The organism is Micropruina sp. (assembly GCF_047602085.1).
GTDB lineage: Bacteria > Actinomycetota > Actinomycetes > Propionibacteriales > Propionibacteriaceae > Micropruina.
On sequence record NZ_JASGID010000002.1, the window covers coordinates 207019 to 219616 of the forward strand.

Below are 12598 nucleotides of genomic sequence, written 5' to 3' on the forward strand. Positions count from 1 at the left end.
AGCACTCCGTTCGAGGTCTCGACAAGATCGACCAACGAAGAATCAGCGCTTCCTGAGGGCCGAATGTTGTTGGCGGCTCAGCGAGCGAGACTACTTCCAAAGGGTCGCCAGCGGTGGTCAGCCCTGCTCGGCCCACCAGGCCCGCAGAGCGTCCGCCGCCGCCGCCTCACCCAAGGGCCCCTCGTCGATCCGCTTCTCCAGCAGGTATTTGTAGGCCCGGCCCACGTCACGGCCCGGGCCGATGCCCAGGATCGCCATGATCTGGGTGCCGTCCAGGTCGGGGCGCATGGCGTCGAGTTCCTCCTGCGCGGCCAGTTCGTCGATCCGCCACTCCAACTGCTCGTAGGCGGTGCGCAACCGGGCCGCCTTGCGGGCGTTGCGGGTGGTGCAGTCCGAGCGGGTCAGCACGTGCAGCCGTTCCAGTTGATCCCCGGCGTCGCGCACGTAGCGGCGCACCGCCGAGTCGGTCCAGTCGGAGTCGGCGTAGCCGTGAAAGCGCAGGTGCAGCTCGACCAGCTTGGCCACCGCCTTGATCTGCTCAGCAGGGAATTTCAGCGCCTGCATGCGCTTGGTGGCCAGCTTGGCCCCCACCACGTCGTGGTGGTGGAACGACACCTTGCCGCCGGGCTCGAAGCGCCGGGTCCGTGGCTTGCCGATGTCGTGCAGCAGCGCCGCCAGCCGGGCGATCAGGTCGGGTCCGCCGAGCCGGTGCTCCAGGTCGATGGTCTGGTCGAGCACGGTCAGGGTGTGCTCGTAGACGTCCTTGTGCCGGTTGTGCTCGTCGCGCTCCATCCGCAGCGCCGGCAGTTCGGGCAGCACGTAGCCCGCCAACCCGGTCGCCACCAGCAGGTTCAGCCCCAGCCGCGGCTGCGGCGACATGATGGTCTTGACCAGTTCGTCGCGCACCCGCTCGGCCGACACGATCGCGATCCGCTCGGCCATGTCGGTCATCGCCTGCACCACCCCGGGCGCCGGACTGAAGCCGAGCTGCGCCACGAACCGGGCCGCTCGCAGCATCCGCAGCGGGTCGTCGCTGAACGACAGCTCGGGGGTGGAGGGCGTCATCAGCACCTGGTGCACCAGGTCGTCGGCCCCCTTGAACGGGTCGAGCAGTTCGCCCGTGGCCATGTCGAGCGCCATCGCGTTCACGGTGAAGTCGCGGCGCACCAGATCGCCGCCCAGGTGGTCGCCGAACACCACCGCCGGCTTGCGCGAGTCAGGCTCGTAGGCGTCGGAGCGAAACGTGGTCACCTCGATCACCAGCCGCACCGGCTCGCCGTCGGGGCCGGGTTCGGTGACCGCACAGCCGATGGTGCCGAACGCGCGGCCGATGTCCCACACCGCGCTCGACAGCCTGCGCAGAATCGACTCGATCTCGTCCGGACGGGCCCCAGTGGTGAAATCGAGATCGTGCACCGGACGACCGAGCAGCGAATCACGCACCGGGCCGCCCACCAGGTACAACTCGTGCCCAGCCCCGGCAAACAGCTCCGACAGCCGACGCACGGCCGGCGAGCCGGTGCGCAACCGGCTCAGGGCGTCACGTTGAACAGTGGTCAGTTCGGGCACGTCGAGACACTGTACCGGCACCCCACGCCACACCGACGACCCACGCGACGCACCCCGGCGCCGTCCGGAACGCTGCGACCCGCACCCTACGATGGTGCGGTGACCCGCACCCTGACGGCCAAGCTCGCGCTCGTGCTGGCCTGGGTGGTCGCGGTGGCCTGGGTACTGATCGGGCCGGCCGCCCCGGCACAGGCCGCGGCCCCGCAACTGACGGTCGAACTGACCAGCCTGCGCACCACCGGTTCGGGCGCCAAGCAGACTGCCGTGCTCACCGGACGGGTCAGCAACGTCGGCGCCCAGCCCGCCTTCGGCGTGCGTGTGGTGCTCTGGCGGGCCCGCGACCCGATCACCGACCCGGCGGTGTTCACCTCGGTGCTGAACGGGCAGAACGACCCGTGGGGCCTGATGCTCTTCCGCTCCCCGCACAACTACTTCTCGATCACCGCCTCGGACGTGTCGTTCGACCCCGGCGCCACCGCCGAGTTCACCGTCAAGGGCACGCTGGCCGACCTCGACTTCACCGACGCGGGCAGCATCTACCCGTTCGGGGTGCAGGTGCGTGGCACCGCCGACGCGTCCAGCAACTACCAGGAACTCGCCCGGGCCCGCACCTTCTACGTCACCGAGCCCGACAAGAAGCTGCCGCTCACCTCACTCGTGCTGCTGTCGGCGGCCCCCACCAAGGTGCGGCCCAACGTGTTCGCCAACGAGGGGCTGATCGACGAGCTCACCGGACGGCTCGACACCCTGGTCGAGCTGGCCGGGCGTCCGGGCGTCTCGTGGCTGGTCGACCCGGCCCTGATCGACGAAGTGACCGACCTGGCCGACGGCTACCAGGTGGTCGACGGCGACCGCACCCGCGCCGGCACCGGCCAGCAGGCGGCGCAGGCCTGGCTGGAGAAGTTTCACGCCCTGCCGGACGAGCGGGGGGCCCGCACCCTGTTCGCCAACCCCGACCTGGTCGGCGCCGAAGCCAATGACGCAGCCGACGTGGTCAGTCGTGCCGTTACGGCCGGGCCTGTGCCCGAACTGGACGACCTGCCGCTGCTGGTGCTGCCGCACGCGGGCGTCGCCGGGCCGACCACGCCGGCCCAGGTGGCCTCCGCCGACGCCGACGCACTGCTGGTCAGCACAGCCGGCCGCGGCCCGATCGTCACCAAGAGTTCATCGGGCTCCACCCTGCTGCGCCTGGCGCCCGACTTCACCGCGGGCGGCCCCGGCGACCAGAACGGCACCGTGCAGCAGCAACAACGGCAGTTCGCCGAGGCGGTGCTGGGCGGGGGCCTGATCCGCCTGATCACCAGCGCTGCCGACGCCACCGCCGACGCCGAACTGGCGCCGCGCTGGCTGCGGCGCACCGGCATCGATGACCTGCTGGAGGTCACACCCACCGGCACCGCGACGCTCACCCTGCCGACCGAGCCGGACACCCTGCCCGCCGCGCGGTTTCGCCAGCTCAGGGCGATGAGCGCCGACTTCGCCGCCTACAGCGACCTGGTGCCCGACTCCGAGCTCGCCGCGGACGCCCCCGCGACACTCACCCGCATGGCGTCCAGTTGGTGGATCGGCGACACGACCGCCGCGAACTGGGTCGCCGCCGCCAGCAGCACCATGAGCCAGTCGGCGGTCACCGCGGGCGTCACCTTGTCGGCCAGCGCCCGGGTGCTGATGTCGTCGCGCGCCAACGAGTTTCCGGTCACCGTGCGCAACGAACTGAGCGAACCCATCCAGGTGCGCGTCGTATTCAGTTCCGACAACCCGCAGCGGCTCACCATTGCCGCCTCGCAGGTGATCACCGTCGGGCCCGGCCAGAGTGAGACCGTCAACGTGCGCCCCGAAGCCACCGCCAACGGCCTGGTCAACGTCACCGCCGGGCTGCAGACCGGCTCGGGCCGTCCGGTCGGACGCACCACGCGCATCGTGGTCGAGGTCACCGACCTGGGCATGATCGGGTGGATCATTGTGATCGTGTCGGGGGTGGTGCTGGTTGCCGCCACAGCGCTGCGCATACGGCAGGTGCGCCGCAAGCAGAAGGAGGAGGAGGCGTGAGCGACGAAAGCCGCGAAGCCCCCGCCGGCAGTCGCAGGCTGCTGAACGCCACCGCCGTGATGGCCTCGGGCACGATGGTCTCGCGCGTGCTCGGCTTCGGACGGGCGATGCTGCTCGCCTTCGCGTTGGGCAACACGACCCGTCAGGTCGAGATGTTCGGTCTGGCCACCCTGATTCCCAACACGCTGTACATGCTGTTCGCCGGCGGTGCCCTGAACACCGTGCTGGTGCCACAGATCGTCCGGGCGATCAAGAACGACCGCGACGGCGGCCAGACCTACGTGAACCGGGTGATGACCGCCTTCTTGGCGGCGCTGGCCGTGATCACTGTGCTGATGGTGGCGGCGGTGCCCTGGCTGCTCACGCTGTGGACCGACCCGGCCTGGCAGAGCCTGCCGCACTGGGACGCCCTGGTCTTCATCACCTACCTGACCATGCCGCAGCTGTTCTTCTACGGGGCCTTCTTCCTCGTCGGCCAGGTGCTCAACGCCAAGGACTCGTTCGGCCCGATGATGTGGGCGCCGATCGCCAACAACGTCGTCCAGATCGCCGTGCTGGGGCTGTATGCGGTGCTCTGGGGGCAGGGCCTGGACACTTCGGCACCGTTCACCGCCCAGCAGGCACTGCTGCTGGGCGGGGGCTCCACCCTGGGCATCGTGGTGCAGACCCTGATTCTGATTCCCTTCTACCGCCGCACCGGCTTTCACTACCGGCCCCGCTGGGACCTCAAAGGCACCGGCCTGGGCCACACGTTTCACCTTGCCAAGTGGATGATGGGCTACGTCGCACTGACCCTGGTCGCGCAGGCCGTGGTGACTCGGCTGGCGACCTCGGCGGTGGTCGGCGGGTCGGGTGCCGGCAGCAACGTCTATAACCAGGCCTACCTGATCTGGGTGCTGCCGCACTCGCTGCTGACGGTGTCACTGGCCACCGCGATGCTGCCGCAGGCCTCCCGGCTGGCAGCGGTCAAAGACCTGGCCGGCGTCGCCGCCGAGGTGCGCCGAGCCACCTGGCTCGCGGTCACCTTTCTGGTGCCGGCGGCGATCGGCATGATCGTGCTGGCCGAGCCGATCGCCCGAATGGCGTTCGGTCACGGCCAGGGCGCCGACAACTACCATTTCGTCGCCTGGACGCTGGTGGCGTTCGGCGTCGGCCTGGTGCCCTACACGATCCAGTACCTCTACCTGCGCGGCTTCTATGCCCTCGAAGACACCCGTACGCCCTTCTTTTTGCAGGTGGCGATCTCGGGGGTGAACACGGTGCTGGCGATCGGGTTCATGCTGGCCTGGCACAACGTCGGCACCGTCGCTCCGCGGCTGGCCCTGGCCTACAGCGTCAGCTACCTGCTCGGGGTGTGGATCTCGCACCGGGCGCTGCGCCGGCGGCTGGCCGACCTGGACGGCGGCGCGCTGCTGCGGCACCTGGCCATCTTGCTCGGCGCCACCGTTCCGGGCGCCCTGATCGCCTGGGGCATCACCTGGTTCTTCGCCCGCTTCGACTCATTCGCGATGGCTCTACTCGGGCTTGGCCTCGCCGCCACGGCGGCCCTGCTGGCCTTCTTCTTCGTCGCCAAGCGGCTGCACGTCGACGAGGCCGTCCAGGTGCTGCAGACCCTGCGGCGCCGGCCGGCCGCCGAGTCGGTGATCACCGTGCAGGCCGACGAGGTGGCCGAAGAGGTCGGCAGCCTGCCCGCCACCGACGAGGCCGACCAGCCCGGCCCGTCACCGGCCGACGAGGTCAACGACGACCCGGACGGCGCCGGACGCTTCGTCGCGGTGGCACTGCCCACCACCTCGCCGTCGGATCAGCCGCTGCCGCACCACCGTGACCTCGAGGACGGCCGCCCCGCCACCACGGACGTGCCCACCGACGAGGGGGTCGTCGAGGTGACGGTCGGCCAGGTGCTGGACGATCGCTACCGGCTCGACGAGTTGCTGGCCCGCCGCGGCAACGCGCTCAGTTGGCGGGCCTACGACCAGCGGTTGTCGCGGCCGGTGACGATGCATCTGCTCCCCACCCACGACCCCCGCGGCGCAGAGCTGATCAGCGTGGCCAAGCGCGCCTCGGACGCCCCCGACTCGGCGTTCCTGCGGGTGCTCGACGCCGGCACGTTCGACAGCGGCGAGTCGTACATCGTCTACGAGTACGCCGCCGCGACATCGATCGAGCAGGTGCTCGCCGGCGGCCCACTGTCACCGGTCGAGGCAGCGTGGATCACCAATGAGCTGGCCCAGGCGATCGCCGCCCTGCACACCCGGGGGCTGCACCACGAGCGGCTGAACCCCGAGACCGTGGTGATCACCGCCGCCGGCAACGTCCGGATCGTCGGGCTACTGGTCGAGGCCGCCCTCGACCCGTCGCAGCAGACCCATGCCGGCGAGGCGGCGGACGTCCGCGCGCTGGGTTCGCTGCTGTACGCCTGCCTGGTGAATCGCTGGCCCGGCGGCGACCGGTTCGGGCTGAAGGCAGCCCCCACCGAGGGTGCCCGCACGCTGTCACCGGCGCAGGTCAAGGCCGGCGTGCCCCGAATGCTCGACACCCTGTGCGACCGCATTCTCAACCCCACCCCGCGCAACCGGCAGGCGCCGATCACCACGGCCCGGGCGATCGCCCAGCAACTGGGCGCCGTGCTCGGCCAGGCCAGCGCGGCCCCCGACCTGGAACGCCGGCTGCGCATGCCGATCGACCCGATTCGCACCACCGCCGGACGCCCCGTGGCCGGCTCGGCTACCACCGCAGCGTTGGCTCGTCCGGCCACCGTGAGTGCCCCGCTGCCGCCCCGGCCGGACTCCTCCGACGCCTACGACACCGGCGAGACCACGCAGCCCTGGCAGTTCCCGGGCCTGCACGAGGACGACCCCAGCACCGAGCCGTTCACGCCGATTCCGCCGCCGCCCCGGGCCTCGCAACCCCAACTGCCGATGCCCTCGCCGCAGCGCGGCGGCATCGGCCGTCCGCCCCGCACGGCGCTGGCGATCGTCATCGGCCTGTTCGGGCTACTGCTGGCCGGCTCGCTGGTCTGGGTCGCGGTCGGGCAGCTCAACGCCCGCCGGACGGCGCCCAGCGCCACCTCGGTGTCGTCCACCGCCGCGGGCGCCCAGGTGATTCCGATCGCGTCGGTGACCGACTTCGACCCCTCCGCCGACGGGGGCAGCAATGCCGAAAACCCGCGGCTGGCCAACCGCGCCATCGACGACGACCCCGAGACGGTCTGGCTCACCGAGCGCTACCGGGGCGACCCCCGGCTGGGGGGCTTGAAGCCCGGAGTCGGCCTGGTGCTCGACCTGGGCAAGGTGAAGACGGTCAGTCAGGTCAGCGTCGCGTTGATCGGCGAGGGCACCGCGCTGGAGTTGCGGGTGCCGTCCGACCCCGACGTGACCAGCGCCCCGATGCGTTCGCAGGCCGACTGGAAGACGGTCGCCTCGATTCCGAAGGCCACCGGCACCGCGGTGCTGAAATTCGACGAGCCGGTCAGCACCCGCTACCTGTTGGTGTACCTCACTTCGCTGCCCCCCGAGTCGGGCAACTACTACCAGGGCGGCATCGGCACCATCGAGGTGCGCGGGTAGTCCCGTCGACAGTCAGCTCTCTTCGAAGCCGGACACGTCGAGAGTCAGCGTCCGGGCGTTCTCGGATGGTTCGGGCCAAGTCGGGTCTCTTGGCCGCGCGAAAACCCCTCGACCAAGAAGGGCAGCGACGTGAACGTCGCCACCCACCTTCTCCTGGACGTGATGGACGGCGCCGTCGATGCCTCGCACACGATGCTGTCCGAGGCGACCAGCGCGGCAGGCGTCTACGTCGGCATGGCCCGAGGCTGCGACGACAACCATCTGCACGTCGTCGCGGAAGACCTCGCCGGTGCGCGGGCGCAGTTCATCGAGGCCATGGAACGCGACCCGGCAGACCGTGGCCTCGACCACGCCACCGCCCAAGCCATCGACGCGGGACTTGGCCTCGTCGCTGATGGCCCCGCGCAGCTGGTCACCGATGAGTTGACACGCCTCACCGCCGAAGCCGCGCATGCAGAACGCACGGCGGAACGCTGGAAGCAGACCGCCACCCGGTTCGACGCCCAACGTGCCACGTACAAGGCCGAGGACGACGAGCAAGCCGCCGTGCTCCGCCGCGCCGAGAGTGAACGGCCCGCATCCGTGCCGAGGTCACGGAACCGCTCGTCATACAGGCAGAGACAGACGGCACCACCTACCTCGCCGCCGTCGAGCGCGAGGCCGCTACAACCGTCCGACTCGCCACCGTAGGCAGGCTCGCCAGGCGCAAGGCCCGCGCCGCGCCACGAGCCGAGGCCGACTATCTCCGTGCTCTACCGATCCGCGACGCCGCCGCACGGATCGAAGCCACCCGCGCCGAGCACGAAGCGCGACAGCAGGCACTCGCCGAACGCGAACGGCAACTCAGCGAGCCGACCGAACGCGGCCCACACCGCGACGACCCACACCGCGACGGGCCAGGGCTCGGCCGGTGAGCGTTCAGCGCAGGCCGCTCGCGCTGGTCAAGCCCGGTATCGGGCAGGAAGCGATAGCCGCATCGAGCATGGAGTGATCGCCAACGTAGGCGTAAGCGTCCGGGTCGATCAGCTTGAACAGCTCCTGCACCTCGGTGAGGCGATCCTCCAAGCCGGTGCGCGTGGAGAACACCGGCTCGTTGTGGGCGAGCCTGTTGCGAAACTTCACCACACGGGCGACCAGATCATGCACCCGCGCCCGCGCCGTACCCTTGGGAAAAGCCCGGTGCAGCATCGGGTTCCAGATCGTCGGCGTCCGCTCCGCGACCGTGAGATTCGACCAGAACCCGAACGTCAACGCCGCCACGACCTCCGCGTGCGTCGGTGCCGAACTCAGCCCCCGCTTCGCGTCCGCGATCCGCGCCAGGCTCGCCTCGTTCCGGCGATGCTGCCGGGCGCGGGCACGCTGCACGCCCTGCTCCAACCGGAACAGCGGTGACTGCGCGGTGATCGACCAATCGGGGAACCGCCGCGACAGCTCACGGTCATAGGCGTTGCGGATCGCGATTTCGAGGTGCCCGACATCCACGATCCCCGCAGCGGCGACACGGGAGTTCCACAGGTAGGTCTCCATCGCCAGGGCATGGTCTCCGCCCGCCACCGCGAGATAGCGTCGATACCCTCGGCGTGCTCAGCCACCGCTCGGCCTGCACGGCATCAAGCGAGCGCGGTGGTTCGGACATACCTGCTATCCTAGGTACATCGCCCCGCGGGAACCGTCCTCTGTCTAGCCTCGGCTAGTTAGGCACCGCGGGGCTTTGTTTCGCCCACACGACCTGAACCGCAGTAGGCTGAAACAGCGCAGGCGCGCACGATCATAGGTGAGTGCGTTTGCAGAACCTCGGCTAGCCGAGGCGGGCACAGCAGCCAAGAAGTTGCCAACGACCCCACACCCGCTAACCTGCCGGGTGTGAACCACCCGTGCCCCGACCCAGGTCGGCTGGGGCGCGGTCAAGATCCGGCGGTGAGCCCGTGACCGCGCCCGCCCGCCGGCGTCCGCTCACCGACCCGGACGGCCCCACCGACGCCCAGCTGCTCGCCGCCCACGTGGCTGGCGACGACCGGGCGTTCACCCTGCTGCTGGAACGCCACGCCGATCGGCTCTGGTCGCTGGCGCTGCGGGTGATGCGCAACCCCGAAGACGCCGCCGACGCACTACAGGACGCGATGATCTCGGCCTTTCGCCGGGCCGGCAGCTTTCGCGGCGATGCCGCTGTGACCACCTGGCTGCACCGCATCGTGGTCAACGCCTGCTTCGACCGACTGCGCCGGATCGCGGCCCGCCCGGCCGAGCCGCTGCCTGAGGATCTCGACCGCTCCCCCGCCTTGATCGCGCCCGACGACCCCGCGACCGACGCCGTGCGGGCCAGCATCGCCGACGAGGTCACCGAGGCACTCGCCCAGATCGGGGCCGACCAGCGGGCCGCGCTGGTGCTGATCGACCTGGAGGGCTACTCGATGGACGAGGCGGCGCGTATTCTCGGCTGCGCCCCCGGCACCGTGAAGAGCCGCTGCTCCCGCGGACGGGCGCGACTGGCCGTTCTGCTGCGGCACCTCAAGGAGGTGGGCTGAGGTGGGAACCGAACCTACCCCCGGTGCGTCCAACCCGGGGTCAACCGCTGCAGAAGGAGCCCCGATGCCTGACCCTGCCGAACAGGCGGTCACGCGGTTTCTGCAGCACGCTGCAACCCCCCCGATGCCCGAGGCTGTGCGGGCACGACTGCGCGCCACCATCGCCGCCGAGACCGAACTGCGCCGGGCCAGCCGGGTCGAACCCGATCACGACGTGCCCGACCTGAAGCCCATCTCGCCGCTGTGGTCGGACGACCCGGTCAGCGACCGGTGATCGTCGGCTGGTCGCAAACCTGAAGGCCGGCAAACCCGAAAAGACGCCGCCGGCCCGCGATTGCTCGCGGGCCGGCGGTGTCGCTCAAGACTGATCGAACCGAACGTCACTCCTTGACGTCGTCGTCCACCCAGTCGAGGGTGCGGGTGACTGCCTTCTTCCACTGCCGGTACAGCCGGTCGCGCTCACCGTCTTCCATCTTCGGCTCCCAGCGCTTGGCCTCGGCCCAGTTGTCGATGACGTCCTGCTCGCCGTCCCAGTACCCCACCGCGATACCAGCCGCGTAAGCGGCACCCAGCGCCGTCGTCTCGGCCACCACCGGACGGATCACCGGCACGCCGACCTGATCAGCCTGGAACTGCATCAAGGTCTCGTTCATCGTCATGCCGCCGTCCACCTTGAGCTCGGCCAGCGTCACACCCGAGTCGGCTTCCATCGCGTCCAGCACCTCGCGGGTCTGGTAGGCAGTCGCCTCCAGGGCCGCGCGGGCAAAATGCGATTTGTCGACGAACCGGGTCATTCCGACGATGGCACCGCGGGCGTCCGAGCGCCAATACGGAGCGAACAGGCCCGAGAAGGCCGGCACGAAGTAGATGCCACCGTTGTCGTCGGCCGCCAGCGACTCAACCTCAGGAGCGGACGAGATGATGCCCAACTGATCACGCAACCACTGCACCAGCGAGCCGGCCAACGCAATCGAGCCTTCGAGTGCGTAGATCGGCTTGTTGTCGCCGATCTTGTAACACACGGTGGTGAGCAGACCGTTCTTCGACGGCACGATCTCTTCGCCGGTGTTCATGATCATGAAGCAGCCGGTGCCATAGGTGTTCTTCGCCATGCCCGGCTCGAAGGCCGCCTGGCCGAAGGTGGCCGCCTGCTGGTCACCCAGGTCGCCGGCGATCGGCACGTCGTAGAGCAGACCGGCCGGACGTCCGTAGCCGTACACCTCGGAAGAGGACTTGATCTCGGGCAGCATCGACAGCGGAATGCCCATGTCGGCGGCGATCTCAGGGTCCCACGACAGCGTCTTCAGATCCATCAGCATGGTGCGCGAGGCATTGGTCACGTCGGTGACGTGCTTGCCGCCGTCGACCCCGCCGGTCAGGTTCCAGATCACCCAGGTGTCCATGGTGCCCATGACCAGATCGCCGGCCTCGGCCCGGGCCCGGGCGCCTTCGACGTTGTCCAGGATCCACTTCACCTTGGGGCCGCAGAAGTAGGTGGCCAGCGGCAGGCCGACCCGCGCCTTGTACTTGTCTTGGCCCTCGTCGCCGCCGAGCTGCTCGATGATCTTGCCGGTTCGGGTGTCTTGCCAGACGATCGCGTTGTAGACCGGTTCGCCGGTGTTCTTGTCCCAGACCAGCGTGGTCTCGCGCTGGTTGGTCACGCCGACCGCAGCCAGGCTGTCGCTGTTGACCTGGGCATCGGCCAGCGCAACGGCCACGACCTCGCGGATGTTCTGCCAGATCTCGATCGCATCATGCTCGACCCACCCCGCCCGGGGCATGATCTGCTCGTGTTCCTTCTGCCCCGAGCCGACAATGCGGCCCTCGTGATTGAACACGATCGCACGGGAACTAGTGGTTCCCTGGTCGATCGCGAGGACGTACTTTTCAGCCATTGTGGTCCTTTCCACATCCTTGTAGACGTTTGGTCCATGGTGCCGCGTGCCGGGCGGCTGCACCAGAAGCTGCCACCGCCCGGCACTGTGAATTCACTGCGAAATGGCGATCAGGGCAGCAACGCGTGCGATGCCAGGCCCGCCAGCACGCCGCCGATGATCGGGCCGACAACCGGGATCCAGGCATAGCCCCAGTCAGACGAACCCTTGTTCGGGATCGGCAGTACGGCGTGCGCGATGCGCGGGCCCAGGTCACGGGCCGGGTTGATCGCGTAGCCGGTCGGGCCACCGAGCGAGGCGCCGATGCCGACGACCAGCAGGGCCACGCCGAGCGCGCCCAGCCAGCCCAGGTTGGCGGCCGGGGTGCTTCCGGAGCCGGTGAACTTGCCAGCGCCGAGCACCACGAAGACCAGCACGAAGGTGGCGATCGCCTCGGTGATCAGGTTCCACACCGAGTCGCGCACCTCGGGGCCGGTGGAGAACACGCCGAGCTTGAAGCCGTCGGGGGCGTCGGCATCGAATTGCTTCTTGTAGGCCAGCCAGGCCAGCACCGCGCCGATGAAGGCACCAATCATTTGGGCGCTGATGTAGGTAAGAATCGAGGTGAAGTTCACCGGAACGCCCGGCACGAACTCGGTTGCCCCCGAGGCCACCACACCCAGCGTGACGGCCGGGTTCAGGTGCCCGCCCGACTTGTACGAGACCAGCACGCCGGCGAAGACCGCCAGACCCCAGCCGAAGTTGACCATCAGGAACCCGGTCCCGTTGCCCTTGTTCTTCGGCAGAATGTTGTTTGCAACCACTCCGGCGCCCAGCAGCAACAGCATCGCTGTGCCGACGACTTCGGAGAGGAAGATGGTTGCGAGACTCATTGCACTCAAACTCCCTTCAGGCATCGCCGCGCGATGCCGTACCAGCGACCGGAACTCTCCGGTCAGCGAAGAAACTACGCCGCTCGCGGGCGAGCGTCGGGGATTCAAGGGGGTGTCGG

Annotated in this window: 9 protein-coding genes; 5 read left to right on the forward strand and 4 right to left on the reverse strand. The window is 69.3% G+C overall.

The window, feature by feature from the left end; genetic code table 11:
* Positions 1 to 117 precede the first annotated feature (117 nt).
* Positions 118 to 1569 carry a CCA tRNA nucleotidyltransferase gene (locus tag QM721_RS01775; RefSeq protein ID WP_415118385.1) on the reverse strand — a complete coding sequence of 484 codons (1452 nt, stop codon included), beginning with the start codon at positions 1567 to 1569 and terminating at the stop codon, positions 118 to 120.
* A 99-nt stretch (positions 1570 to 1668) separates the two neighbouring features.
* Here QM721_RS01775 and QM721_RS01780 point away from each other — a divergent pair, with 99 nt between their 5' ends.
* The 3 genes from QM721_RS01780 to QM721_RS01790 all read left to right on the forward strand — a co-directional run bounded on the left by QM721_RS01780 (position 1669) and on the right by QM721_RS01790 (position 7877).
* Entirely contained in the window at positions 1669 to 3618 is a 1950-nt protein-coding gene (locus tag QM721_RS01780; protein WP_415118387.1) for a DUF6049 family protein, read from the forward strand.
* On the forward strand, positions 3615 to 7187 hold the full coding sequence (murJ, locus tag QM721_RS01785) for a murein biosynthesis integral membrane protein MurJ (protein WP_415118389.1): 3573 nt from the start codon (positions 3615 to 3617) through the stop codon (positions 7185 to 7187). Before QM721_RS01780 ends, murJ begins: the two co-directional genes overlap by 4 nt.
* Before the next feature lie 129 nt (positions 7188 to 7316).
* Positions 7317 to 7877 carry a hypothetical protein gene (locus QM721_RS01790; RefSeq protein WP_415118391.1) on the forward strand — a complete coding sequence of 187 codons (561 nt, stop codon included), beginning with the start codon at positions 7317 to 7319 and terminating at the stop codon, positions 7875 to 7877.
* A 228-nt stretch (positions 7878 to 8105) separates the two neighbouring features.
* Here the strand turns inward: QM721_RS01790 and QM721_RS01795 are convergent, their stop codons facing one another.
* Complete coding sequence (locus QM721_RS01795; protein ID WP_415118393.1) at positions 8106 to 8741, reverse strand: hypothetical protein; 636 nt, start codon at positions 8739 to 8741, stop codon at positions 8106 to 8108.
* 371 nt (positions 8742 to 9112) lie between these two features.
* Between QM721_RS01795 and sigM the strand changes: the two genes are divergently transcribed.
* Both sigM and QM721_RS01805 read left to right on the forward strand, forming a co-directional pair.
* Complete coding sequence (gene sigM / locus QM721_RS01800; protein ID WP_415118395.1) at positions 9113 to 9712, forward strand: RNA polymerase sigma factor SigM; 600 nt, start codon at positions 9113 to 9115, stop codon at positions 9710 to 9712.
* A 64-nt stretch (positions 9713 to 9776) separates the two neighbouring features.
* The gene (locus QM721_RS01805; RefSeq protein ID WP_415118397.1) at positions 9777 to 9986 is read left to right on the forward strand and encodes a hypothetical protein; all 210 of its coding nucleotides are present in this window, start codon (positions 9777 to 9779) and stop codon (positions 9984 to 9986) included.
* Between the two features lie 106 nt (positions 9987 to 10092).
* On the opposite strand, the gene glpK is transcribed toward QM721_RS01805, so the two are convergent.
* Positions 10093 to 11607, reverse strand: coding sequence for a glycerol kinase GlpK (glpK, locus tag QM721_RS01810; RefSeq protein ID WP_415118399.1), 1515 nt, complete (start codon positions 11605 to 11607; stop codon positions 10093 to 10095).
* A 110-nt stretch (positions 11608 to 11717) separates the two neighbouring features.
* Complete coding sequence (locus QM721_RS01815; RefSeq protein WP_415118401.1) at positions 11718 to 12503, reverse strand: MIP/aquaporin family protein; 786 nt, start codon at positions 12501 to 12503, stop codon at positions 11718 to 11720.
* Between the last annotated feature and the right edge of the window lie 95 nt (positions 12504 to 12598).